At 64.6% G+C, this 23127-nt stretch carries 25 protein-coding genes; 14 read left to right on the top strand and 11 right to left on the bottom strand.

Annotation, left to right across the window (positions count from 1 at the left end; translation table 11 throughout):
• Nucleotides 1-192: 192 nt before the first annotated feature.
• Together P0Y64_02545 and P0Y64_02540 are read left to right on the top strand one after the other, a co-directional pair.
• A complete protein-coding gene (locus tag P0Y64_02545; protein WEK43729.1) occupies nt 193-720 on the top strand; it encodes a sigma-70 family RNA polymerase sigma factor in 528 nt (175 codons plus the stop codon).
• The gene (locus P0Y64_02540; protein ID WEK43728.1) at nt 644-1675 is read left to right on the top strand and encodes a FecR domain-containing protein; all 1032 of its coding nucleotides are present in this window, start codon (nt 644-646) and stop codon (nt 1673-1675) included. The genes P0Y64_02545 and P0Y64_02540 overlap by 77 nt, the downstream gene beginning before the upstream one ends.
• A gap of 21 nt (nt 1676-1696) precedes the next feature.
• On the opposite strand, the gene uvrA is transcribed toward P0Y64_02540, so the two are convergent.
• Nucleotides 1697-4618: an excinuclease ABC subunit UvrA gene (uvrA, locus tag P0Y64_02535; protein ID WEK43727.1), complete on the bottom strand. Its 2922-nt coding sequence runs from the start codon at nt 4616-4618 to the stop codon at nt 1697-1699.
• A 148-nt stretch (nt 4619-4766) separates the two neighbouring features.
• Between uvrA and P0Y64_02530 the strand changes: the two genes are divergently transcribed.
• Both P0Y64_02530 and P0Y64_02525 read left to right on the top strand, forming a co-directional pair.
• Nucleotides 4767-5096 (top strand): hypothetical protein, encoded by a 330-nt coding sequence (locus P0Y64_02530; protein WEK43726.1) that lies wholly within the window; start codon nt 4767-4769, stop codon nt 5094-5096.
• Between the two features lie 83 nt (nt 5097-5179).
• The gene (locus P0Y64_02525; protein WEK43725.1) at nt 5180-5434 is read left to right on the top strand and encodes a hypothetical protein; all 255 of its coding nucleotides are present in this window, start codon (nt 5180-5182) and stop codon (nt 5432-5434) included.
• 93 nt (nt 5435-5527) lie between these two features.
• On the opposite strand, the gene P0Y64_02520 is transcribed toward P0Y64_02525, so the two are convergent.
• From P0Y64_02520 to P0Y64_02510, 3 genes are all read right to left on the bottom strand, one after another.
• A complete protein-coding gene (locus P0Y64_02520; protein ID WEK43724.1) occupies nt 5528-6307 on the bottom strand; it encodes a phosphoribosylaminoimidazolesuccinocarboxamide synthase in 780 nt (259 codons plus the stop codon).
• Nucleotides 6308-6494: 187 nt separating this feature from the next.
• A complete protein-coding gene (locus P0Y64_02515) occupies nt 6495-7331 on the bottom strand; it encodes an alpha/beta hydrolase (protein WEK43723.1) in 837 nt (278 codons plus the stop codon).
• A gap of 199 nt (nt 7332-7530) precedes the next feature.
• Nucleotides 7531-7701 (bottom strand): hypothetical protein, encoded by a 171-nt coding sequence (locus tag P0Y64_02510; GenBank protein WEK43722.1) that lies wholly within the window; start codon nt 7699-7701, stop codon nt 7531-7533.
• Between the two features lie 108 nt (nt 7702-7809).
• On the opposite strand from P0Y64_02510, the gene gcvA reads away from it, so the two are divergent.
• The 3 genes from gcvA to P0Y64_02495 all read left to right on the top strand — a co-directional run bounded on the left by gcvA (nt 7810) and on the right by P0Y64_02495 (nt 12813).
• Nucleotides 7810-8706, top strand: a complete 897-nt coding sequence (gcvA, locus tag P0Y64_02505; protein WEK43721.1) for a transcriptional regulator GcvA — start codon at nt 7810-7812, stop codon at nt 8704-8706.
• Between the two features lie 30 nt (nt 8707-8736).
• On the top strand, nt 8737-10974 hold the full coding sequence (gene parC, locus P0Y64_02500) for a DNA topoisomerase IV subunit A (GenBank protein WEK43720.1): 2238 nt from the start codon (nt 8737-8739) through the stop codon (nt 10972-10974).
• A 312-nt stretch (nt 10975-11286) separates the two neighbouring features.
• Nucleotides 11287-12813, top strand: a complete 1527-nt coding sequence (locus P0Y64_02495; protein WEK44946.1) for a bifunctional diguanylate cyclase/phosphodiesterase — start codon at nt 11287-11289, stop codon at nt 12811-12813.
• On the opposite strand, the gene P0Y64_02490 is transcribed toward P0Y64_02495, so the two are convergent.
• The 4 genes from P0Y64_02490 to P0Y64_02475 are packed head-to-tail and all read right to left on the bottom strand — an operon-like array spanning nt 12783 to nt 15682.
• The gene (locus tag P0Y64_02490; protein ID WEK43719.1) at nt 12783-13949 is read right to left on the bottom strand and encodes a CCA tRNA nucleotidyltransferase; all 1167 of its coding nucleotides are present in this window, start codon (nt 13947-13949) and stop codon (nt 12783-12785) included. The two genes, P0Y64_02495 and P0Y64_02490, sit on opposite strands and share 31 nt — an antisense overlap.
• A 14-nt stretch (nt 13950-13963) precedes the next feature.
• Nucleotides 13964-14566, bottom strand: a complete 603-nt coding sequence (locus P0Y64_02485; GenBank protein ID WEK43718.1) for a CoA pyrophosphatase — start codon at nt 14564-14566, stop codon at nt 13964-13966.
• Entirely contained in the window at nt 14563-15123 is a 561-nt protein-coding gene (locus P0Y64_02480) for a DUF1285 domain-containing protein (protein ID WEK43717.1), read from the bottom strand. The genes P0Y64_02485 and P0Y64_02480 overlap by 4 nt, the downstream gene beginning before the upstream one ends.
• A 37-nt stretch (nt 15124-15160) precedes the next feature.
• Entirely contained in the window at nt 15161-15682 is a 522-nt protein-coding gene (locus tag P0Y64_02475) for an N-acetyltransferase (protein ID WEK43716.1), read from the bottom strand.
• Nucleotides 15683-15791: 109 nt separating this feature from the next.
• On the opposite strand from P0Y64_02475, the gene P0Y64_02470 reads away from it, so the two are divergent.
• Together P0Y64_02470 and P0Y64_02465 are read left to right on the top strand one after the other, a co-directional pair.
• On the top strand, nt 15792-16382 hold the full coding sequence (locus P0Y64_02470) for a glutathione S-transferase family protein (GenBank protein WEK43715.1): 591 nt from the start codon (nt 15792-15794) through the stop codon (nt 16380-16382).
• A 79-nt stretch (nt 16383-16461) separates the two neighbouring features.
• Entirely contained in the window at nt 16462-16833 is a 372-nt protein-coding gene (locus P0Y64_02465) for a dihydroneopterin aldolase (protein WEK43714.1), read from the top strand.
• Here P0Y64_02465 and P0Y64_02460 read toward each other — a convergent pair.
• The gene (locus P0Y64_02460) at nt 16808-17692 is read right to left on the bottom strand and encodes a hypothetical protein (GenBank protein WEK43713.1); all 885 of its coding nucleotides are present in this window, start codon (nt 17690-17692) and stop codon (nt 16808-16810) included. The two genes, P0Y64_02465 and P0Y64_02460, sit on opposite strands and share 26 nt — an antisense overlap.
• Nucleotides 17693-17923: 231 nt before the next feature.
• On the opposite strand from P0Y64_02460, the gene P0Y64_02455 reads away from it, so the two are divergent.
• From P0Y64_02455 to P0Y64_02440, 4 genes are all read left to right on the top strand, one after another.
• Nucleotides 17924-18577, top strand: coding sequence for an energy transducer TonB (locus P0Y64_02455; GenBank protein ID WEK43712.1), 654 nt, complete (start codon nt 17924-17926; stop codon nt 18575-18577).
• A 55-nt stretch (nt 18578-18632) separates the two neighbouring features.
• Nucleotides 18633-19412: a MotA/TolQ/ExbB proton channel family protein gene (locus P0Y64_02450; protein ID WEK43711.1), complete on the top strand. Its 780-nt coding sequence runs from the start codon at nt 18633-18635 to the stop codon at nt 19410-19412.
• 94 nt (nt 19413-19506) lie between these two features.
• Nucleotides 19507-19989 carry a biopolymer transporter ExbD gene (locus P0Y64_02445; GenBank protein ID WEK43710.1) on the top strand — a complete coding sequence of 161 codons (483 nt, stop codon included), beginning with the start codon at nt 19507-19509 and terminating at the stop codon, nt 19987-19989.
• Between the two features lie 25 nt (nt 19990-20014).
• Complete coding sequence (locus P0Y64_02440; GenBank protein ID WEK43709.1) at nt 20015-20443, top strand: biopolymer transporter ExbD; 429 nt, start codon at nt 20015-20017, stop codon at nt 20441-20443.
• A 736-nt stretch (nt 20444-21179) separates the two neighbouring features.
• Here P0Y64_02440 and dcd read toward each other — a convergent pair.
• Nucleotides 21180-21734, bottom strand: coding sequence for a dCTP deaminase (gene dcd / locus P0Y64_02435; GenBank protein ID WEK43708.1), 555 nt, complete (start codon nt 21732-21734; stop codon nt 21180-21182).
• 121 nt (nt 21735-21855) lie between these two features.
• Between dcd and P0Y64_02430 the strand changes: the two genes are divergently transcribed.
• A complete protein-coding gene (locus P0Y64_02430; protein ID WEK43707.1) occupies nt 21856-22611 on the top strand; it encodes an SDR family NAD(P)-dependent oxidoreductase in 756 nt (251 codons plus the stop codon).
• 75 nt (nt 22612-22686) lie between these two features.
• Here P0Y64_02430 and P0Y64_02425 read toward each other — a convergent pair whose 3' ends face one another.
• Complete coding sequence (locus P0Y64_02425; protein ID WEK43706.1) at nt 22687-23118, bottom strand: acyl-CoA thioesterase; 432 nt, start codon at nt 23116-23118, stop codon at nt 22687-22689.
• Between the last annotated feature and the right edge of the window lie 9 nt (nt 23119-23127).

Here is a 23127-nt window from a genome sequence, read left to right as displayed (position 1 = left end):
CCCCCACCTTGATCACGGAAATTTTTTGCAATTTTCGGTCTCGACAGAGCGGCCCCGGCGGAGTTTCATATCGCCCAGGGGAAAAAGCGCGCGGGACACGCTCGCGAAAGCATCGGGGGGCAAGCACTGATCGACCGGGACGACAGGCTGCATTGGTTCAAGACCGTTATCCTGCCGTTTCAGCCTGTGCTGTTGCGGCGGCTACGACGGCTGGTCCGTGATGCGGATGATCTGGACGATCTGGTCGCGGAGGTGCTGACGCGCACCTATGCTTATGCCGGCTGGCGCGAAATTCGTCACGGACTCGCGTTCATGACGCGGACCGCGCACAACATCCTGATCGACCGGCAGCGGCGGGAGATCATCGTCTCGATCGATTATGTCGCCGATCTGGAGGTGCTTCAGCGCAGCATTTCCTATGACGAAATGTTCGACGCGCGCGATGCGTTGCGCCATCTCGAACGCGTGATCGAAAACCTTTCACCCCAGCCGCGCCGCGCTTTTCTGCTGCGCCGGGTGCAAGGTCATTCGGTGGGCGAGGTGGCGGAAATCATGGGTATCTCCGTCTCAACGGTGGAGAAGCATCTGGCGAAGGCTCTGGCGCGCGTGATGAAAGCGCGGGCGGAGCAGGAGGATCAAGGCGTTGTCCAGCGGCCTGGAGAAGGCGAACGAACGGAAGGCGATCCGCGCCGAGGCAGCGACATGGGTCGTTCGCCTTGATTCGGCGGATGATGATCTTGTGCGTCGGGCGGCCAATGCCTGGATAGACGCCGATCCGCGTCATGCCGTCGCCTTCGCGCAGGCCGAAGCGGCATGGGAAGCCGCGCGTCACATCAGGTTGCGTGGCGACGCACCGGACGATGAAAATCAAGGCGAACTCGCCGCTCCTGCGGTGATCGTCTCGCCGTCGCTCCCGCTCATCCAGCGTCACATCACGCGGCGTTCGGCGACGATCGGGTTGCTTGCCGCATCGGCGGTGGGCGCGGCGGGGCTGGGGCGGCTGTTGCTTTCTGGTGGGGATCGTTTCGCCACGGTGCATGGGCAGCAGCGACTGACCCGGTTGGCGGACGGCTCGTCGATCCGGCTCAACAGCGCGACCACGCTCGACGTCAGCCTCGGCGGCTCGCGGCGCGTCGTCCGCATGATCGAGGGTGAGGCGCTGTTCGATGTGGCGCGCGATCGGCAACGGCCGTTCATCGTCGATCTCGGTGAGGCACGGGTGCAGGTGATCGGCACCAGCTTCAACATCCGCAGGCGCGAAGACCGGATCGAACTTACGGTGACCAGCGGGCTCGTCGCGGTGAGCGATAGCGCGGGGGATACGATCCGCGTCGGCGCGGGCGAAACGACGTTGATCCGCCCTGGCTTGCTCGCCACCGCGAATCCCGGCGAAGCACTGATCCGCCGGCGCACCGCGTGGCAGGACGGCTTCATCGAACTGAACGACGAGACGATCGAGGACGCGGTCGCGGAGTTCAACCGTTATCGCGATCAGCCGATCGTGGTGGCTGATCCGCGTATCGGTTCGTTGGTCGTATCGGGGCGTTTCGGCATTCGTGAAAGCCGGGAGTTCGTCGAGGCGCTGAAGAGCAGTTTCGCGATCACGGCGGTGCCGATGCCGAACGGCGCGATCGCCCTGTCGAAAGGCGAAGGCGCGTCGGTTCATGCGGAATAGCGCCGCCGGGCAGAGCGCGCGCTATTTCACCAGTTCGGGCTCCGCGGTCGCGCGCTCGAGCAGCGGCGCGAGATAATGGCCGGTGAAACTGCCCTTCGCCGCCGCGACATCCTCCGGCGTGCCTTCCGCGACGATCTCGCCACCCTTCACCCCGCCTTCGGGGCCCAGATCGATGATCCAGTCAGCGGTCTTGATGACATCAAGGTTATGCTCGATCACCACCACGGTATTGCCCTGCTCGACCAGCGCGTGGAGCACCTCCAGCAGCTTGCGCACATCCTCGAAATGCAGCCCGGTCGTCGGTTCATCTAGGATGTAGAGCGTGTTGCCGGTCGCGCGGCGCGATAGTTCCTTGGCCAGCTTCACCCGCTGCGCCTCGCCGCCGGACAGGGTGGTCGCCTGTTGTCCGACCTTGACATAACCGAGGCCGACCTCCGCCAGCATCGCCATCTTGTCGCGGATCGGCGGCACCGCCTTGAAGAATTCCGCCGCGTCCTCGACCGTCATGTCGAGCACGTCTGCAATCGAATGGCCCTTGAACTTCACCTCCAGCGTCTCGCGATTGTAGCGCGCGCCGTGGCATACGTCGCAGGTGACATAGACGTCTGGCAGGAAGTGCATCTCGATCTTGAGCACGCCGTCGCCCTGACAGGCCTCGCACCGGCCGCCCTTGACGTTGAAGCTGAAGCGGCCGGGCTTGTAACCGCGCGCCTGTGACTCGGGCAGGCCGGCGAACCAGTCGCGGATCTGGGTGAAGGCGCCGGTATAGGTCGCCGGGTTCGATCGCGGGGTGCGGCCGATCGGCGACTGATCGATGTCGATCACCTTGTCGAGATGCTGCAGGCCGCTGATTTTCTCATGCTTGCCGGCAAGGATGCGCGCGCCGTTAAGCTGTCGCGCGGCGGCGGCGTAGAGCGTGTCGATCGTGAAGCTCGACTTGCCCGATCCCGATACGCCGGTGATGCAGGTGAAGGTGCCGAGCGGGATCGAGGCGGTGACGTCGCGCAAATTGTTCGCCGTGGCGTTGTGCACGGTGAGCTTCTTGCCTGTGCCCTTGCGGCGCTTCGCCGGCACCGGCACCGCGCGCGTGCCGTTGAGATAATCGGCGGTCATCGAGCCTTTCGACTTCAACAACTGATCGAGCGTCCCCTGCGCAACGATCTCGCCGCCGTGCGCGCCCGCGCCCGGCCCCATGTCGATCACATAATCGGCGGTGCGGATCGCATCCTCGTCATGCTCGACCACCAGCACGGTATTGCCGAGATCGCGTAGCCGGCGGAGCGTGGCGAGCAGCATGTCGTTATCGCGCTGATGCAGGCCGATCGACGGTTCGTCGAGCACATAGAGCACACCGGAAAGCCCGCTGCCGATCTGGCTGGCGAGGCGAATGCGCTGGCTCTCGCCGCCGGACAAAGTGCCGGAGGTGCGATCGAGGTTGAGATAATCCAGCCCGACATTGTTGAGGAAGCCAAGCCGCTCGACGATTTCCTTCAGGATGCGCTCGGCGATCGCGCGCTGCTGATCGTTGAGTTGATCCGGCAGCGCATTGAACCACGCGAGCGCGTCGACCACGGACATGCGCGTGGTGTGGCTGATGTCCACGCGCGCGACCTTCACCGCCAGCGCCTCGGGCTTGAGGCGCGCGCCGTCGCACACCTCGCACGGCTGCGACGACTGGTATTTGCTCAGTTCCTCGCGCATCCACGCGCTCTCGGTCTGGAGCATCCGGCGGTTGAGGTTCCCGATCACGCCCTCGAACGGCTTCTTCACATCATATGATTTCTTGCCGTCAACGAAGGTGAGGGTGACGGGCTTGCCCCCGGTGCCGTGCAGGATGATCAGCTGTACTTCGCCTGGCAGATCTTTCCACGGAGTCTCCAGATCGAATCCGAACTCGCGGGAAAGGCTGCCCAAAACCTGCATATAATAAGGCGAGGGCGGGTTCGATTTGGCCCATGGGACGATCGCGCCTTTCTTGAGCGTGAGATCGTGATTGGGAACGACCAGATCCTCGTCGAAGATCAATTTTTCACCCAGCCCGTCGCACGCGGGGCATGCGCCCTGCGGCGCGTTGAACGAGAACAATCGCGGCTCGATCTCGGCGATGGTGAAACCGCTGACCGGGCAGGCGAACTTCTCCGAGAAAACGATGCGATTGGCGGGGATGCCGGCGTTCTTCATCTGGCCGCCCGCCGTCGCCTCGTCCTCGCGCCCCGGCACAACGCCGTCGGCGAGATCGACGAACGCGAGGCCGTCGGCCAGTTTCAGGGCGGTCTCGAAGCTGTCGGCCAGTCGCGTCGCGATGCTGTCGTTCACCGCGAGGCGATCGACCACCACTTCGATATCGTGCTTGTATTTCTTGTCGAGCGCGGGTGCTTCGTCGATCTCATATAGTTCGCCGTCGATGCGGACACGGGTGAAGCCGGCCTTCTGCCACTCCGCCAGTTCCTTGCGATATTCACCTTTGCGCCCGCGCACGACCGGGGCGAGCAGATAAAGCCGCGTCCCCTCCGGCAAGGCCATGACGCGATCGACCATCTGGCTGACGGTCTGCGCGCTGATCGGCTCGCCGGTAACGGGTGAGTAAGGCACGCCGACGCGCGCCCATAGCAGGCGCATGTAATCATAGATTTCGGTGACCGTGGCGACGGTGGAGCGCGGGTTGCGGCTGGTCGTCTTCTGCTCGATCGAGATCGCCGGGCTGAGCCCCTCGATATGATCGACATCCGGTTTCTGCATCAGTTCCAGGAACTGCCGCGCATAGGCCGAGAGAGACTCGACATAACGGCGCTGGCCCTCTGCATAAATAGTGTCGAATGCGAGGCTCGATTTGCCCGATCCAGACAGCCCGGTGATCACCGTCAGCGTGTCACGCGGGATATCCACCGCGACGTTCTTGAGGTTGTGCTCCCGCGCGCCGCGGACGGATATGTGAGTCAGCATGAAGAGGGTTCTACTTCTGTTCCGGGCAGCTTTCTAGCCCCGCGAAGATGGGGGCGGCGATCAAATGCGGCAAGGCGCACGGCAGGACTGGCGGATTGCCCGATGTGTCTTATATCACTGGTACAGTAGGTCGGCGCAGGATCGAACGATGGCGAAGAAGGACGGCAAGAAGGGCAAGCGGATTCCCAAGAAGATCGGTGGCATGAAGATCCCGAAGGAGCTTCGTCAGGCGGGTGAGGCGCTGCTCGACAAGGCGAATTCCGCCGCCGGCCGCGAGATCATCGCCTCTGGCCTGACGATGGCCGCCGCGGCGGCGGCGACCGCCGCGATGAAGCATCGCGTCAAGGCAGAGGCATCGACTTGCCGCTCAAAGCCGGGCGATCCGGGCATCATCGATCCCCAGCACGTGGTGGATACGGTGACCGAAGTGGCGGATGCGGTGCTCGATCGTATCTTCGGCGGGAAGAAAGCCGGCTGAACGATTACCGCGATTTCATCCGCCGGACGCGATCGTGTCAGGCGGCGGCTGGCAGAAGATGCCCACTCGCTCAGGAGGAAATCATGAAGCAATCGAAGTTGATGCTTGCTGCGGCCGCCGGCGCGCTGGCGCTCAGCGGATCGCCGGCGTTGGCCAAGGGCTGCATCCGTGGCGCGGTCGCGGGTGGTGTCGCAGGGCATTACGCCGGCCATCATGCTGTTGCCGGCGCGATGGCGGGCTGCGCCGCCGGCCATTATTATTACAAGCACAAAGCCAATGTCGCCGCGCAAAAGCAGGCGCAGGCCATGCATCCCGGCGCGCAGCCGGCGCACCAATAAGCCAGGGCCAATGAACCTCGCCCTCTCCCGGTAAGGCTGCCGGGAGAGGGCGTCGGTTGATTCCGGTTCCGGTAATTACGCGTCGCGGAAGCGTTATTTCCCGCGGCGCTTGCGATGCGTTTCGAGATCGAGGACAGCCGAATCCTCGCCCTCCGGCAATAGCCCGAGGCGTCGCGCGACCTCCTGATAAGCCTCCGCCTCGCCGCCGAGATCGCGACGGAAGCGATCCTTGTCGAGCTTCTCGTTGGTGGTCATGTCCCACAGGCGGCAATTATCGGGGCTGATTTCGTCGGCCAGGATGATCCGGCCATAATCATTGTCCCAGATCCGCCCGAATTCGAGCTTGAAATCGACCAGCCGGATGCCGACGCCCGCGAACAGGCCGGACAGGAAATCGTTGATGCGGATCGCGAGGTCCGCGATGTCGTGCATCTCTTCCTGGCTCGCCCAGCCGAAGGCCGCGATATGCTCGTCGGTAATCAGCGGGCTGCCGAGCGCGTCGTCCTTGAAATAATATTCGAGGATCGTGCGGGGCAGGCGGGTGCCCTCTTCGATGCCGAGCCGCTTGCTGAGCGAGCCGGCGGCGATGTTGCGCACCACCACCTCGATCGGCACGATCTCCACCTGTCGAATGAGTTGCTCGCGCATGTTGAGACGACGGATGAAGTGCGTAGGCACGCCGATATGATCGAGCAGCGTGAAGACATGCTCTGAAATGCGATTGTTGAGCACGCCCTTGCCGTTGATCGTGCCCTTCTTCTGCGCGTTGAAGGCGGTCGCGTCGTCCTTGAAATATTGGATCAACGTGCCGGGTTCGGGACCCTCGTAAAGGATCTTCGCCTTGCCTTCGTAGATCTGCCGCCGCCGCGCCATCGCCAGTCCCCTGAAAAGGAATAGCCCCGGCGGCGCGGATGCCGCGCGGCCGGGGCGGGAGTCTCAAACCCGCGCTATACGGGAAGGGGGCGATTGGCGCAATCAATCGGCGGCCTTGGGGGCGGTGAGTCAGGGGGTGCGCGCCAGCGGCGATCGGATAATGTGGTCGAAGACGCCTGCGCGGGGATCAACCGGCGCGTAATGCGGCCCGGATCAGCGTCCTGGCTGCCGTCCACGCAGGAGTTTCCGGCGCGATCAACTCGACATGCCCGGTTGCGGGAATCGTATGCAGTGCAACCCGGTCTCCAGCGGTAGTGGCGCGTGTGAGATAATCGGTCGCGAAACGATAGGGGATGATCAGATCTTCGCGACCGTTCACCAGATCGTGCGGCACGCCGAGCGGCAGAAGGTGCGGGATCGAGGTGTCGGCGAACGGGGCGGTGCGCGAAATGTCGATGAGTCGCGCGATCACCTCCGTACCGCAGCCGTTGTCCGGGCTGGCGGCGGTTGCTTCCAGATCCGGGAGTCCGCCCAGACTGATGACATGAGCGATCGCCAAGGGACGGTCGCGGCGTAATGGGCTGTCGGCGGGAAGGCGGGGGCGGCCGGCCAGCCAAAGGGCGAGATGGCCGCCGGCGGAATGGCCGACCGCGACGATGCGTCGCGTGTCGAGCCGAAATTCGGCCGCGTGGACCATCAACAAATCCGCTGCCGCCGCCGCATCCTCGAACGTGCCGGGATAGCCGCCGCCGGGCCGATCGACGCCACGATAGTCGATATTCCAGACCGCGATGCCGGAACTGCGCAAGTCGTCGGCGATCCAGTCCATCAAGGTCCGGTCCGCGATCTCGCTTTGCCAGCAACCGCCGTGAACCATCATTACGGTCGGATGCGGTCCGTCACCGGTGGGAAGCCATAGGTCCACCTTTTGATACGGATCCGCTCCATATGCGATCGTGCGGTCACGCGATGGGCGCGGCCGGCTGGTGAGATCGGGCCAGGTCAGAAAGTTGGGCGCGGTCATCGGTTCGGCGTGTCAAATGGGATGGAGGCGGTTGTCTATCGCTGTTCCATCCGCATTTGTCTCGGGTCGAATTTTCCGGCCGTGCCGGGGTGCGCTGGATTCCCGGCCATCGCGGCGAACGACGGACCGGCGGCAGGATGAGGGTGGGTGCCGCCGATCGCTTGGGAAGGTCGTTTGCGCGCGATGCCGGGAAAGGCAATCAGCCGCAGCGCTGGCCGCGATCGTGCCAGGGTGCGTCGAACTGCTGCCGATGCAACCGCGCGAATCCGATCCTGGCCGCGTCGGCAATCCCGGCGATCATGGTCGATACCGAACGAGCGAACGACTGGTGCGAATTGGCCCAGGACTGGGTTAGAAAATCGTCGCGCATTTCTTCCTCCTGTCCGTTTGCGATGACGGGATTATCAATGACGCAAGGCGCGATTTGGCGCCAACAAATCGCTCGACACAATTAACAAGCTTGCCTTATCAATGCGGCATGCGTCGCATCCCTCCACTTGCCGCCGTCCGCGTGTTCGAAGCCGCCGCACGGCATGAGAATTTCACCGCCGCCGGGCAAGAACTCGGCATGACGCAGGCGGCGGTGAGCTATCAGATTCGTTTGCTGGAAGAGCGCCTGGGCACGCCGCTGTTCCGGCGGGAACGACGGCGCGTGATCCAGACCGAGCCCGGGCGCCGCGCCGCGACGCAATTGACGCGAGCATTCGACGCGATCGACGCGGCGTTCGCCGGCATTCGCGCTGAGGATGAGGCGGTGTTGACGCTTTCGACCTCGAATACCTTCGCCAATACGTGGCTGGTGTGGCGGCTCGGCGCGTTCCAGATCGCGCACCCGGAAATGGCCGTGCGGCTGCAGACCTCCGACACGCTGACCGATTTCGCCGCCGAGGATGTCGATGTCGCAATCCGCGCCGGCCTGGGCGGGTGGGAGGGCTTGTCGCAGGATTTGCTGATGCGCGTCGATTTCACCCCGATGTGCAGCCCGGAATTTCTCGCCGCGCACGGCGGACGGATCACGCCGCTCGATTTGCTCCGTCTGCCGCTGATCAGCCCGCAGGACCCATGGTGGGCGCATTGGTTGCGGGAGGCAGGGGTGGAGGTTGCGCCGGGCGCGCTCCGCGCCGGGATGCGGCTCGATTCGCAGGCGCATGAGGGCAATGCAGCGATGGCCGGGCAGGGGGTGGCGATGCTGACGCCGTTCTTCTGGCGCAATGATCTGGCGGAGGGGCGGCTGGTGCGCCTGTTCGAACAGACCTCGACGCGTAATTTCGGCTATTGGCTGGTCTGCCCCGAACAACGGCGCCGCGTGCCCAAGATCGCGCGCTTTCGCGAATGGCTATTGGCGGCGGTGGCGCGGGACGCGGCGTTGTCCTGATCGCGTTTGCCCCCTAAAGCCTGATCCCGCATGGCCACCGACTTCGCAGAACCGCCGATCGGCATCCTCGACGCGCCGTTCGACAGCGCGCTTTCCGAACGCTACCTCGTCTATGCGCTCTCCACGATCACGGCGCGTTCGTTGCCGGATGTGCGCGACGGGCTGAAGCCGGTGCACCGCCGCCTGTTATGGGCGATGCGGCTGCTCAAGCTCGATCCCGCGTCGGGATATAAGAAATGCGCGCGCGTCGTCGGCGACGTGATCGGCAAATATCATCCGCATGGCGATCAGTCCGTTTATGACGCGATGGTCCGCCTCGCGCAGAGTTTCGCGTTGCGGTATCCGCTGGTCGACGGTCAGGGCAATTTCGGCAACATCGATGGCGATAACGCCGCTGCCTATCGTTACACCGAGGCGCGGCTGACGCAGGTCGCGATCGACCTGATGGACGGGCTGGACGAGGACGCCGTTTCCTTCCGCCCGACCTATAACGGCGAAGAGCAGGAGCCGGAGCTGTTCCCCGGCATGTTCCCGAACCTGCTGGCGAACGGCGCGAGCGGCATCGCGGTGGGCATGGCGACCTCGGTTCCGCCGCACAACGCCGCAGAGCTGCTCAATGCGGCGATCGCGCTGATCGACAATCCCGGCGCCGATCCGCTTACCTATGTGCAGGGCCCGGACTTCCCGACGGGCGGCCTGCTGGTCGACAGCGCGGCGGTGATCCGCGAGGCCTATGCCACCGGGCGCGGCAGTTTCCGTGTGCGCTGCCGCTGGACGGTGGAGCGCGAAAAGGGCGGCGGCTGGCAGATCGTGATCAGCGAAATCCCTTACGGTGTACAGAAGGGCAAGCTGATCGAGCAGGTTGCCGCGCTGATCAACGAGAAGAAGCTGCCGATCCTGTCCGACGTGCGTGACGAGAGCGACGCGGAAATCCGGCTGGTGCTGGAGCCGCGCAGCCGCACCGTCGATCCGCAGGTGCTGATGGATGGGCTGTTCCGCCTATCCGATCTCGAAACGCGTGTGCCGCTCAACCTCAACGTGCTCGACAAGACGCGTACCCCGCGCGTGATGAGCCTGAAGCAGGCGCTGGAAGAGTGGGTCGAGCATCAGTTCGTCGTGCTGCGCCGCCGCACCGAGCATCGCCTCGCCAAGATCGCCGACCGGCTGGAGCTGGTCGCGGGCTACATCATCGCCTTCCTCAACCTCGATCGCGTGATCGAGATCATCCGCACCGAGGATGAACCAAAGCCGGTGATGATCGCGGAGTTCCAGCTCACCGATCGGCAGGTGGAGGCGATCCTCAACATGCGGCTGCGCTCGTTGCGCCGGTTGGAGGAGATGGAGCTGAAGCGCGAGCAGGACGCGCTGACCAAGGAGCAGGCCGAGCTTCAGGCATTGCTCGGCTCCGACGCACGCCAGCGCACCCGGCTCAAGAAGGACATGGCGAAGGTCCGCGATCGCTATGGCCCGGAAACCGCGCTGGGAAAGCGCCGCACGACGATCGAGGAAGCCGCCCCCGCGCGCGAAATCCCGCTGGAGGCGATGATCGAGCGCGAACCGATCACCGTGATCCTGTCGCAGCGCGGCTGGATCAGGGCGATGAAGGGCCATGTCGAACTGGCCTCGGCCGAGACGCTGAAATTCAAGGAAGGCGACGGTCCGGCCTATGCGTTCCACGCGCAGACCACCGACAAGCTGCTGCTCGCGGCGGAGAATGGGCGGTTCTACACGCTGGCGGCGGATAAATTGCCCGGCGGCCGCGGCTTCGGCGAGCCGGTGCGCGCGACGATCGATCTGGACGGCAGCGTTGGCATCGCCGCGTTCATGAGCGCCGCGAAGCTCGGCAAGATCCTGATCGCGGCGAGCGACGGGCGCGGCTTCGTCGTCGCGGCAGCGGACGTGACCGCCGAAACCCGCAAGGGCAAAACGGTGATGACCCCGCGACCGGGCGCGAAACTCACCATCGCCCGGCCAATCGCGGAGGGCGCCGATTATGTCGCGGCGATTGGCGACAATCGCAAAATGGTCGTCTTTCCGCTTTCCGAAGTGGCGGAGATGGCGCGCGGGCAGGGCGTGCAGCTTCAGCGTTATCGCGACGGCGGGCTCTCCGATGCGATCACCTTCCGTTATGCCGATGGCCTGAGTTGGTCGATGGGCGGCGAGACCGGGCGTGTGCGAACCGAAAGCGATCTGTCGCCGTGGCGCACGGCGCGCGGGGCGGCGGGGCGCATGCCGCCCAATGGCTTCCCGCGCGACAATCGTTTCTAGGGCGGCGCGTTCCCGTTGACCCGGTGTGGCGCCGGGGAGCCATGGGGCCGTGCACGCCGGCGGCCGGCTATGACTGTTCATCGATCGAGAAGTATTGATCGGTTTTAGCTTCTCCCGCGAAGCAATTGTAAATTTAGGTCATCCTTAACGATCCATATTCCACACGGATCATTGATGACGACAGGGGCAGTCTTCGCGAAAGCCATCCCGTCGGTCATGCCCGTTGGCATGACCGCGGCAGAGGGCGCGCTTGAGCTGTTGCCCATCGCCGCGGTGATCGCCGGCATCGACGATGGTCGGCTGGTGCGGGAGATGCCGAATACCATCTTTCGGCGGCTGGGGCTGGACCGTGCGCTGGATGAAATGATGCCGCGAGTGGCGGCGTTTCTCGAGGCGGGTGATGCCCGGGCGGAATTCATCTGGAACATCGGCAATGCGGTCGAGCAGCGCCATTTCATCGTGACGCTGGCGCGCGTCGGCTATCGCGCAGAGCCGCGCTGCCTCGTCAGCTTCGTCGATCATACCGGCGAATTGCGCACCGAGCAGAATCTGCGGCGCGAGATGACGATCGACAGCTTAACCGGGCTCGCCAATCGCAGCGGCTTCGGCGATATGCTCGAAACCGTGATCGCCGCAGGCGATGCGGCTTGCGCAGTCCTGGTGGTCGATCTCGATCGGTTCAGCCGGATCAACGCCTGCCTTGGCAGCATGGCCGGTGACGAATTGCTGATGGCGTTGGCGCGGCGGCTAAAGGGGGCGCTCCGCGCGCGCGACGTGCTGGCGCGCACCGGCGGCGACGAATTCGGCATCCTACTGTCGATCGACGAGAGCCGTGATGAGGCGGAGCATGTCGCCAAGCGTATCCGCGCGGTGCTCGCGGCACCATTCCGGCTGAGCGATTACGAAATCCACGTATCCTGTTCGATCGGCTTCGCGTTCGTCGATGAGACGGTGGACGAGGCGGAGGATGTGATCCGCCACGCGCAATTCGCGGTGAAACGCTCGAAGCAGAGCGGGCGGGCCGAAGCATACCAAAATCAGGCGTTCGTCCGCGCGCGCGAGGAGTTCGCGCTGGAAACCGCGTTGCGCCGCGCGATCGAGGATCGGCAGCTGACGCTGCATTTTCAGCCGATCTGCGATCTTTCGACCGGGCGGATCGTCAGTTTTGAGGCATTGGCGCGCTGGACGGATCAGGCGGGGCGGCCGCAATCTCCAGCCACCTTTATCGCGGTGGCGGAGGAATCCGGGCTGATCCTGCCGCTGGGACGCTGGGCGATCGACGAGGCGGTACGCACGCTCGCGGGATGGGATTTGCGCACCGGCGGTGATTGCGGCGTATCCATGTCGGTGAACCTCTCCGCGATCCAGTTGCAGCGTGACGCGGTGGCGCCGATGGTCGCGGGCGCGCTCGAACTGCATGGCTTGTCGGGGCGGCGTCTGCGGCTGGAACTCACCGAAAGCGCACTGGTGGCGGAGCCGGAACGCATCGCGCGCGTGCTCCATGCGTTGAAGGCGCTGGGCGCCACGATCGCGATGGATGATTTCGGCACCGGTTATTCCAACCTTGCCTACCTTCAGAAACTGCCGATCGATATCCTGAAGATCGATCGCAGCTTCGTCACCGGCATGCTGGCCGATCGCGACAAGGTGGCGATCGTCCGCGCGGTGCTCGGGCTCGCCGCCGCGCTCAACATGGATACGGTGGCCGAAGGGATCGAGGCGGACGAGGTTGGGCAAACGCTGGCCGCACTCGGCTGCACTTATGGCCAGGGTTATGCCTATGCGCCGCCGCTGGAGGCGGAAGCGGCCTACCGGCTGCTGCGCGAACGCAACAACTGATCGGCGATCGCGATCGTCTCGTCCGCGCCGGGAAAGCCGTGCGCGATCCATTCGCTTTCTACTTGCCGCAACAGCTCCGCGACCTCCGGCCCCTTCGCCACGCCGCGTGCAACGAATTCGCCCCCGCTGATCGGCAGGCGAGGCGGGGCCCAGTCGCGTAGCGGCGCGACGCTCTCGCCGGCGAGCAACAGGCGGTCGGTCGCGATTGCCGGGCCGACGCGATAGGCGAGCGCGCGCGCGCCTTCATCGCCCGCGCCGTCATGTGCCACGTGCAGCCGCTTACGATCAGCTTTGGAAAGCCGGAGACGCGCCCCGACCCCTTCCGCTTCGTCCGGCGCGATCAGCGCGGCGAGGCGCCGGATCGCATCGGGAGCGACGCCTTCCGCCGCTTCATGCGAGGCGAGGGCCTCGAATGCCGCGGCACAGGTGATCTCGGGCAGGACCGGACGGAAAATGCCGTGCTTGATCATCAGCTTGACCACCGGAACCGCATTGGGCGCGACGAGCAGCCGGAGCAATTCCGCCGCGATCCGCTCGCGTGACAGCGCCATCAGATCATTCGCGCGGTCGGTACAGGCGGTGAGCCCCTCGGCGTCGATCGTGTCGCCGAACCGCGCGTGGAAACGAAAGAAGCGCAGAATCCGCAAGTGATCCTCCGCGATCCGCTGATAGGGATCGCCGATGAAGCGCACGCGTCGCGCCTTGAGGTCGGCGAGCCCGCCGAACCAGTCGTGAATCTCGCCGGTGAGCGGATCGGCATAAAGCGCGTTCATCGTGAAATCGCGCCGCGCGGCATCCTCGCGCCAGTCGTCGGTGAACGCCACGGTCGCCCGGCGGCCGTCGGTGGAAACGTCGCGGCGCAGCGTCGTCACCTCCACCACCGTCCCGCTGGAGATGGCGGTGACGGTGCCGTGATCGATCCCGGTCGGGATCACGCGGATGCCGGCCGCTTCCAGCCGGGCAATCACCTCGGCAGGCGGGTGACGAGTGGCGATGTCGATGTCCGCCACGTCGAGCCCGATCAGGGTGTCGCGCACCGCGCCGCCGACATAGCGAGCGTCTCCATCGGCCGCGCCGAGTGCGTCGGCAAGCCGCTCCAGTCCGGGGCGCTTGAGCCAATCGGCGGTGGGGAGCATTATTTTATCGGTGTTTATGCTGTCCATCTCAGCCGTCGTGCGAGGTTGACGATCATCGCGGCGGTGGCGCCCCAGATGCGATGTCCGTCCCAGGTGATTTCGTAATAATGGCGTTCATGGCCTTGCCATTCCACCGTGGCTTCGACGTGATTGGCGGTATCGAGCAGGAAATCGAGCGGTACTTCGAACACCGCGGCCACTTCCGCCTCATTCGCGACCAGCCGCAGGTCCGGCGGCACCACGCCGATCACCGGGGTCACCAGAAAGCCCGTGACCGTACGATAATGATCGACCGCGCCGATCACGGTGACCTGGCTGCGCGGGAGCGCGATCTCCTCCTCCGCTTCGCGCAATGCTGCGGTCACCGCATCTTCGCCCGGATCGAGCCGGCCGCCGGGGAAGGCGATCTGCCCCGGATGGCTGCGCATCGTTTCCGGGCGGCGGGTGAGGATCACGCCGGGATGCGGGCGATCGGTGACGGGGATCAGCACCGCCGCCGGGCGCATAATGTCGTCCGGCCCGAGATCGAGATCGGCGCGATCGCCGGTCAGCAATGTCGGCTGTTCGGCCAACCCAGCGGCGAGCGCGCGATGCAGGCGATCCGCGAGATTGCTCATGGCTGAAGCGGGAAGAAAACCCCCGCGCTCCACACGCCGATCGGATCGTCGTCGCCTGCGATCGCCCGCTCCGCAAGGTCATAATAGAGCGCACGCGTCACCAGCGCGTCCAACCCGCCGCGCACCCGGAGATAGGGGTGCGGCCCATCCTGCTTCTCCACGAAGCGCAACGGATGTTCGGCGGAAGCCGTGATGAGATCGCCGGTGTTCAGACGAAAGGCGAGGGTGGCATCGCGTCCTTCGCCCTCAACCTTCATCTCCACCGCGACGAAGGGCGCGTCCTCCACCGCGATGTCGAGCTTTTCGACCGGGGTGACGAGGACATATCCGCCGTCCGGCTCACGCCGCAGGATGCGGCTGAACGCGCGGACCATCGCCTGTCGCCCGATCGGCGAGCCCTGATGAAACCAGGTGCCGTCGCGCGCGATCCGCATATCGCTGCCACCGCAATGTTCTGGATGCCAGCGCTCGACCGGCGGCAGGCGATCGCCCTCCGCCAATCGCGCGATATCGGCGATCGTCAGCGTTTCGAAATCGGGCGGCGGCGCCATCGGCATAGCCAGCGCCTAGGGGAGGGGGGCGTTCTCGTAAAGGTCAGGCAGAGACGGTGACGCGTGGACCGATTGTCCCCGCGCCGCCCGGAACGTCGTTCCCGCGCGCGAGCAAACGATGCTGCTCCACCGGACCCGGCAAGCGCCAGCCGGCGGTGTGCTCGGCGGTGAAGCCGAAGAAACGGCTGTAATATTCCGGATCGCCGATCAGCATGATCGCACCGTCCAGCCCTTCGCGGGCTGCGGCTTCCAGGCAGGCAGTCATCAGCAGCCGGCCGATCCCGTCCCGCTGGCGCCCCGGCTCAACCGCGACGGGGCCGAGCAGGGTGAGAGGGGCCTCGCCGCCATCGTCGGCGGTGAAGGCGACCGGCCAGCATTGGATCGTTCCCACCAATGCGCCATCCGCGATTGCGGCAAGGCTCAGGCCGGGGATCGGTTTGGTTCCGGCGCGCAGGCGATAGGCGGTGCGCCCATGGCGATCATCGCCGAACGCGCGATCGAGCAATGCCTCGATCGCGTCCTGATCTACTCTGTCCAGCGCAACTAGCTCGATCAACCGCCTCATTCCCTGATGGACGCCAAGGGCGGCGCGGATTAGCGATAGTACGTCTGAACGCAAGTGGAATGACGCCGTGAAGCTTTATGATGCAGTCTGGGCCCCAAGCCCGAGGCGGGTGAGAATCTACCTCGCGGAGAAGGGCATCGCCGTCGAGCGGGTGATGATCGACCTGCGCGCGGACGAGCAGCTTGGCGACGCCTATCTCGCGGTCAATCCGCGCGGCATGGTGCCCGCGCTGCAACTCGATGACGGTGAAGTGATCTGCGAATCGGCGGCGATCTGCCGATATTTCGAGGCGCTGCACCCCGATCCTCCCCTGTTCGGCCGCACCCCGCTGGAGATTGCGCGGATCGAGAGCATGACACGGCGAATCGAAAATGAGGGCTATGCCGCCGCCGTCTATGTTCTGCGTAACGGCAGCCCGGCCTTCGTGGGTCGCGGGGCGGCGGGAAAGTGGCCGGAAATGGCACAAATTCCGCAACTTGCCGCGCGCGGTCTGGTGATGTGGGATATGTTCGTCGAAATGCTCGATCAGGAATTGGCGACGCGGCCATGGATGACCGGCGAGGCGTATAGCTTTGCGGATATCACCGCATTGGCGACGATCGACTTCGCCAAGGCGGCCAAGCTCATGATGCCGGAATCGGCACAGAATCTTCGGCGCTGGCACGCTGCGGCGAGCAATCGTCCGAGCGCGAAAGCCTGATTCGCTTGCCCCGTCGCAGGGGGAGGCCTAGACGCGCCGCTTCTTCCGCGCGGGCGGACAATTCTTTGACGAGCGCCTGATGGACGACAGTCTCGAACTGGAAGTGCACGATCTGGAGGTGCCGGTATTGACCGGCATCTACTCAGAGGAAACGCATCTGCCGCAGCCGCTGCGAATCTCGATCGGCGTCAGGCTCGAGGCGCCCGCTTATTATGCGCCGGACACGCCGCTTGGGGCATCGAAGAACTATCTCGATCTAAAGCGCGCCGCGACCAGCGCGCTGCCCCCGGGCGTGCATTTCACGCTGATCGAGGGCGTCGCGGATCATATCGCCGAAACCTTGTTCCTGCAGGATCGCCGGGTGCTTCGGGTGACGGTGAAGATCGTCAAGCTGGCGATCGCCGAAGCCGGCGAATCGATCGGGATTACGCTGGTCCGCCACCGCCGCTGATGCGCGCGCGGTTGCGGCCGCACGGTCCCAATCGTTCCAGAACGAATCGATAGTCTTCCCGCGCCTGTGCCGAATCGCTCGCGGAGAGCGAGGCGAGCCCGTCGTCCGGCAACCGGCGCGGCAATCCGCAGGCAAGCCGATACCACAGCAACGTATCGGGTTTCGGCGGGGCTGCTGCGTCGTCGATGATCTCCGACAATGCTACTGCCCAGCGCGGGTTTTCGCCGGGACGGCGCAGAATCGACAGCGAGACGGGGCGATGATCGGCGGTGCGCAGGAATATCTGCGTCTCGCCTTCGCCGGGCAACGAACCTGCGACATGGAACGCATTGCCGACCCCGATCACCACCGGGGGCGCATCGCTCGCAAGTATCTCGCCGGTGATTTGCCGGGCCAGCGCGTCGCTTGCCGCTGACCAGCCGAGTTGCGCGCCTGGCGTTACGAGCTGCACCTGATCGCCGCGTTCGGGAACGGGGCGGGCAAACAACAGGACGCGGGACTTCTTATACTTGGGTGTGCGCCCCGATCCGTCCGGCGCGGCATCCAGCAAATAGCCGAGGCGCGGCGGAATCGCGCCGGGGCCGCGAATCAGGGCATTGACGTCGGCTTCGACGTAAAAACGCGTCGAACCGGGGGCGAGGCCCGGCGCATCGATGGGTTTTATCTTAGAAGTCGAACGAATCGTCGCATCGATCACCAACGGGCTTGCGATCACCAGATCCGCCATGTCCGCATAGGGTGGGGCGGCAGGGCCGGCTTCCGCCACCGGGGTGGCCTGTTGCTGTGCGAAGGCCGGAAATCCGGGCGAAACGGTCAATGCGGCCAACGCGAGTGCGCGAGAAAACGTACGTGATTTCATGTTGGCCGGGTTAGGGCATTGAGGCCTTCCGATACAGAAATAATTCTGCCATGCAGAGATTGTACGTTTGCTGCGCCAGACAAAGCGTTTGCACGCCTCGGAACCGCGCGATAGGAGTCGCGCCGTACCGTGGCATGTTCTAGCCTACGGACGTACTGGGTCGCCGGTTCGATGCGCTGGATCGGGGGTCCGGCCCTAGTGGCCCTAGGGATGAGGGAGTTTCACTGCTGAATGGCCTACGCTGACCAGAAGATGAGCGGGAGCAAGGTCGTCGCGATCGTTATCGTCGCGGCGATTCACCTTGCGCTCGGCTACGCCTTCGTCACCGGCCTCGCGTACCAATACGTGAAAAAGGTGTCGGAGAAGTTAAATACGTTCGACGTGGAGGAGCCACCTCCCCCGCCGCCGGATGAGCCGCCGCCCCCGCCGCCAGACGTTAAATTGACACCGCCGCCAGTGGTTGCGCCGCCGCCGATCGTCCAGACGACTTCGGCTGCGCCGGTGATCGCGGTTGTGCCCAATCCGCCGCCGGCACCGCCGGTGCTCGCGCCGCCGCCGCCTCCGGCGCCGCCGCCCGCACCGCCGCGTGTTTCGCAGGCGGCTGTCGCGAAGGGAAATCCGGGTCAATATTTTAACTCGGACAACTACCCGCCGTCGGCATTGCGCGCAGGCGAGCAGGGGCGTGTCGTCGCGGCGCTCACGATTGGCACTGATGGCCGCGTGACCGATTGCGAGGTCTCTTCGTCGAGTGGCAGTGCTGCCCTCGATCAGGCGACGTGCCGGATCGCGAAAAGTCGCGTCCGTTACTCGCCGGCCAAGGATGAGAACGGCCAGCCGATCGCATCCAGGACCTCTCTGCCGGTGAAGTGGGTCATCCCAGAATGATCCTCTTCAACACCACCTTCTGACGCCATTCGTTTTTCAAGGGACTAGCAACTTTATGATCACCACCATTCTCGCGGCCGCTGCCGCGCCGGCCGCCCACGGTGACAACCCGTACGGTCTGATCCCCGCCCTCAAGGAGGGCGGCCTGATTTCGCAGACCGTTTTCGGCATCCTGGTGCTGATGTCGATCGTCTCGTTCTACATTCTGTTCTCGAAGCTGTTCGAGCAGCAGAAGATCATCAACCAGGCGAAGCGCGTCCGCGAAGGCTTCTGGAACTCGAACTCGCTGCGCGAAGGCTCGGCCAAGCTCGAGAAGAACTCGGCCTACAAGCAGATCGTCGACGACGGTCTCGCTGCGCAGGATCAGCACTCGCGTCTGACCGATCCGGTCGAAGCGCATGACTGGCTGCACGGTTCGCTCGCTCGCTCGGAAGCTTCGATCAACTCGAAGCTGGGCAGCGGCCTGGCGTTCCTCGCGACCGTCGGTGCGACCGCGCCGTTCATCGGTCTGTTCGGTACGGTTATCGGCATCTACCGCGCACTCATCAAGATCGGTGCGGCTGGTCAGGCGTCGATCGACGCGGTCGCCGGCCCGGTCGGTGAAGCACTCATCATGACCGCGCTCGGCCTCGTCGTCGCGGTTCCGGCGGTGCTCGCTTACAACTGGCTGCAGCGTCGCAACAAGTCGATCTCGGAAGACCTCTCGGCCTTCTCGAACGACGTTCTCGGCTATCTCGCTTCGAACGGCGCGGTTCGTCCGTCGCTGGCCGGCGCGCCGAAGCCGGCGCCGGCGAAGCCTGCGGCTGCGCCCGCTGGCACGCAGACCCGCGCGTAAGATAAAATAGGGGAGGCGGGGCTGTCCTTGTGACGGCCCCGCCAACCAGCCGAAGGGTTCGCCCGACGGCCGAATGAGTAGGAAAGCCTGACACATGGCGATGAGCGCTGGCGGCAACTCCGCCGCCGAGACCCCGATGTCGGACATCAACACGACCCCGCTGGTGGACGTCATGCTGGTGCTCCTCATCATCTTCCTGATCGCGGTTCCGGTCGTGATCCAGTCCGTGAAGCTCAAGCTTCCGGACGTCCGTTTCGACCCGACCACGACCAAGCCCGAGAACGTTTCGCTCTCGATCACGAGCGCGGACGGCGTCTGCAAGGTTTATTGGGGGCTGACCCCAGTGACCCATCAGGAGCTGCTCGATCGCGCGGTCGCCAAGCTGAAGGCCGAAATCGCCCGTCAGGGCGGCGTGTCGGCGCCCGGCCTGGAATTGCCCGAAGCGCATATCCGCGGTGACGTGAATACGCCGTGGCGTTGCATCGGTGGCGCGATCTTCAACATGCAGATGGCTGGCTTCGCCAAGGTTGGCTTTATTTCAGAGCCGCCGCCCGGCGAAAACCCCGAGCGGCTGTAAGCGAAGCGGTCAGGAGTAACACTACATGGCAATGAGTGGCGGCCGCGACGACGGCGAGCCGATGATGGAAATGAACACGACGCCGTTGATCGACGTCATGCTCGTGCTCCTCATCATGTTCATTATCACCATCCCGATCCAGACCCACGCGGTTAAGGTCGATCTGCCTCAGAACCAGGCGAATCCGACCCCTCCGCCGGTTGAGCCGGACAAGAACAAGGTCGCGATCGACGTCAACGGCACGGTCACCTGGAACGGTACGCCCGTCGATATGGTGACGTTGCGTCAGTATCTCGATGTCGCTGCCGGCATGACCCCGGAGCCGGAGCTGCACTTCCAGCCCGATCCGCAGGCCCGCTATGAGGTGGTCGACCGGACGCTGGCGGTGGTCAAGCGTTCGCGCGTGACCAAGCTCGGGTTCATCGGGAACGAGCAATATTATCGCGACTTCTAAAGGCTTCGGCCGATGATCGTGATATGAAGTCTAGGGCGGTCCTTCGGGGCCGCCCTTTTCTTTTGTCGGGCGTGCGAGTGAAATCACGCCGATTGGCGTTCTGATCTTCGCAACCCCGATCGCCCGATGGGCTGGGGTTAAAAAAGGCGCTCGAACGGCGTCTCCGGACGCAGAAATATCTTAAACGCGGCCTTCGGCGTAAATGCCGATCATCATCCTGATCTGGCGCGATTGCTGGACGCGGGAAGCCTCGACTAGTCCGACCATATATGGCGGCGCGTTCCCGATTCTCCCCGAACGCAGGCGCGAGAGGCGCTTCGCTAAAGAATGGGCCCTCAGAATAGGCCGTTGTGATTTCACAGCGCCCGTTTGTGGCAGCGGGCGGCCAAAAGCTTCGCGCAGGGTCTGCTGGCATTTGTGCGCAGAATGTCGCTGCCGCGGCTTTGTCGGGAGATGCGTTTGCAGCCGGCAGATTGGCAGGCATCGTTTTGTCGCCGGCCTCCAGTATATCGAGACGGGGCAAGTTACGATCGCCGCGCAGTCCCCCGATCCGCGCACCCGCTGAGGCGTATCCCTAAACATACGCACGGGGCACGGCCCCGCTATCAAGCGATGCGTGAAGCCGGCGCGATGCGGCGCAATGCGTCAGGAATACCCTCCGCGAGCATTGTCAGGCATGGACCGTTCCGGGGCGGTGATGCCCCGACAAACAAGCCGATGCGTTATCTACATGGCCTTAGAGGCGAGGCAGCGTAACGCCGCGCTGGCCCATATATTTGCCGGCGCGGTCGGCGTAGCTGATCTCGCATGGCTCATTCCCTTGCAGGAACAGGAACTGGCATGCGCCTTCATTGGCATAGATCTTGGCGGGGAGCGGCGTGGTATTGGAGAATTCCAGCGTCACATGCCCCTCCCAACCGGGCTCAAGCGGCGTGACGTTCACGATAATGCCGCAGCGCGCATAGGTCGATTTGCCGAGGCAGATCACCAGCACGTCGCGCGGCACACGGAAAAACTCCACGGTCCGCGCCAGCGCGAAGCTGTTCGGCGGGATGATGCACACGTCGGTCTTGCGATCGACGAAGCTGTTCGCCGCGAAATCCTTCGGATCGACCAGCGCGTTGTCCACGTTGGTGAAGATCTTGAATTCGTCAGCGACTCGCGCGTCATAGCCATAGGACGACAGGCCGTAGCTGATGCAGCCATCGCGGCGCTGCGCCTCGACGAATGGCTCGATCATATTGTCGGCGATCGCGCGCTCGCGAATCCAGCGGTCGGACAGGATAGACATCGAACGCTTCCCCTTTGACGATTGCTTTCGCCGCGTGCCGCGTCGCTGGCAAGGGGCAAGATGGGTTGACCATATCGGCCGCGCGTCGCAACGAACCGGGCGAATTAGGGAGACGGCGAATATGGCTTTCAGGCTGGACGGGCGAGTGGCGCTGATTACGGGCGCGTCCTCGGGCTTTGGCGCGCATTTCGCGCGGCTCTACGCCGAGGCGGGGGCCAAGGTGGTGCTGGGCGCGCGCCGGGTCGAACGGGTCGAGGCGCTGGCGGCGGAGATTGGCGCGGATGCGCTGGCGGTCGCGCTCGACGTCGGTGACGAGGCCTCGACGATCGCCGCTTATGACGCAGCCGAGGCGCGGTTCGGGACGGTCGACACGATCGTCGCGAATGCGGGGATGAGCCACGGCGGCCGCGCGACGGATGTGTCGGCGGAGGGGCTGCGGCAATTGCTCGATGCCAATTTCCTCGGGGCGTATCTGACGGTGCGTGAAGGAGCGAAGCGGCTGATCGCAGCAGGCGCGCGCGAGAGCGGCAAGGGGCGGGCGATCATCGTCGGCTCGATCACCGCGCACCTGACCGGGCATGGCGATAGCGCCTATGCCGCGTCGAAGGCCGGCGTGGCGCACCTCGGCCGCAATCTGGCGCGTGAATGGGTGCGCCAGGGGATCAACGTCAACGTGATCCAGCCGGGTTATGTGCAGACGGAGATCGCGGGTGACTGGTTCGAGACCGAGGGGGGAGCGAAGCAGATCGCGGGCTTCCACCGCAAGCGGATGATGGGGATCACCGCGCTCGATCCGATGATGCTCTATTTCGCCTCGGATGCGTCCGCGCAGGTGACCGGCGCGGTAATCGATGTGGATGATGGGCAGTCGCTGTAACGAACGGCGGTGCACCTGGGGGCGGGGCTAGCGCTCCGCTTCCGATCATAAGGCGCGGGTGCGGGGGATGATGGCTTACGCCCCCGTGACGCGCAGGCCGTCCAGTCGCTCGCGCATCGCGTCCGGGAGCGGAGCGCCCACGGGCGCGGTCATCACGATCACCGTGTCGCAGGTCGCGATTGCGTGGCCGTTCTGGAACATCGCGGCGAGCATTTCCCAGCTGCGGTTGCCGATCGTGCCGATGCCGATCGCGATCTCGACTGGTTGGGGGAAGCTGCCTTCCGCGAGATAATTGATTTCGTTGCGCGCAACGACAGCGCGGAAATCGGGTGTCGTCTCACGCCCGCCAAGCGATTGATTGATCCGCACGCGCGCCGTCTCGAACAGCGCGGCGAAGGCGACGTTGTTGAGATGCCCGTTCGGATCGAGATCCTGATAGCGCGTCTGGATCGTTTCGCGGATCGGATAGGCATCCGGCGACAGGCGCCATGCGGCGGGACGGGGCATCCGGGTGTC

Source organism: Candidatus Sphingomonas colombiensis (assembly GCA_029202845.1).
GTDB lineage: Bacteria > Pseudomonadota > Alphaproteobacteria > Sphingomonadales > Sphingomonadaceae > Sphingomonas > Sphingomonas colombiensis.
This window is presented reverse-complemented; position numbering and strand designations above follow the sequence as displayed.

Bases quoted from the DNA above. Each gene is read 5' to 3' on its own strand.
- uvrA (WEK43727.1), bottom strand. From the start codon at position 4,618: ATGCTGACTCACATATCCGTCCGCGGCGCGCGGGAGCACAACCTCAAG.
- P0Y64_02530 (WEK43726.1), top strand. From the start codon at position 4,767: ATGGCGAAGAAGGACGGCAAGAAGGGCAAGCGGATTCCCAAGAAGATC.
- P0Y64_02525 (WEK43725.1), top strand. From the start codon at position 5,180: ATGAAGCAATCGAAGTTGATGCTTGCTGCGGCCGCCGGCGCGCTGGCG.
- P0Y64_02520 (WEK43724.1), bottom strand. From the start codon at position 6,307: ATGGCGCGGCGGCGGCAGATCTACGAAGGCAAGGCGAAGATCCTTTAC.
- P0Y64_02515 (WEK43723.1), bottom strand. From the start codon at position 7,331: ATGACCGCGCCCAACTTTCTGACCTGGCCCGATCTCACCAGCCGGCCG.
- P0Y64_02510 (WEK43722.1), bottom strand. From the start codon at position 7,701: ATGCGCGACGATTTTCTAACCCAGTCCTGGGCCAATTCGCACCAGTCG.
- gcvA (WEK43721.1), top strand. From the start codon at position 7,810: ATGCGTCGCATCCCTCCACTTGCCGCCGTCCGCGTGTTCGAAGCCGCC.
- parC (WEK43720.1), top strand. From the start codon at position 8,737: ATGGCCACCGACTTCGCAGAACCGCCGATCGGCATCCTCGACGCGCCG.
- P0Y64_02495 (WEK44946.1), top strand. From the start codon at position 11,287: ATGCCGAATACCATCTTTCGGCGGCTGGGGCTGGACCGTGCGCTGGAT.
- P0Y64_02490 (WEK43719.1), bottom strand. From the start codon at position 13,949: ATGCTCCCCACCGCCGATTGGCTCAAGCGCCCCGGACTGGAGCGGCTT.
- P0Y64_02485 (WEK43718.1), bottom strand. From the start codon at position 14,566: ATGAGCAATCTCGCGGATCGCCTGCATCGCGCGCTCGCCGCTGGGTTG.
- P0Y64_02480 (WEK43717.1), bottom strand. From the start codon at position 15,123: ATGCCGATGGCGCCGCCGCCCGATTTCGAAACGCTGACGATCGCCGAT.
- P0Y64_02475 (WEK43716.1), bottom strand. From the start codon at position 15,682: ATGAGGCGGTTGATCGAGCTAGTTGCGCTGGACAGAGTAGATCAGGAC.
- P0Y64_02465 (WEK43714.1), top strand. From the start codon at position 16,462: ATGGACGACAGTCTCGAACTGGAAGTGCACGATCTGGAGGTGCCGGTA.
- P0Y64_02460 (WEK43713.1), bottom strand. From the start codon at position 17,692: ATGAAATCACGTACGTTTTCTCGCGCACTCGCGTTGGCCGCATTGACC.
- P0Y64_02455 (WEK43712.1), top strand. From the start codon at position 17,924: ATGGCCTACGCTGACCAGAAGATGAGCGGGAGCAAGGTCGTCGCGATC.
- P0Y64_02450 (WEK43711.1), top strand. From the start codon at position 18,633: ATGATCACCACCATTCTCGCGGCCGCTGCCGCGCCGGCCGCCCACGGT.
- P0Y64_02445 (WEK43710.1), top strand. From the start codon at position 19,507: ATGGCGATGAGCGCTGGCGGCAACTCCGCCGCCGAGACCCCGATGTCG.
- P0Y64_02440 (WEK43709.1), top strand. From the start codon at position 20,015: ATGGCAATGAGTGGCGGCCGCGACGACGGCGAGCCGATGATGGAAATG.
- dcd (WEK43708.1), bottom strand. From the start codon at position 21,734: ATGTCTATCCTGTCCGACCGCTGGATTCGCGAGCGCGCGATCGCCGAC.
- P0Y64_02430 (WEK43707.1), top strand. From the start codon at position 21,856: ATGGCTTTCAGGCTGGACGGGCGAGTGGCGCTGATTACGGGCGCGTCC.
- P0Y64_02425 (WEK43706.1), bottom strand. From the start codon at position 23,118: ATGCCCCGTCCCGCCGCATGGCGCCTGTCGCCGGATGCCTATCCGATC.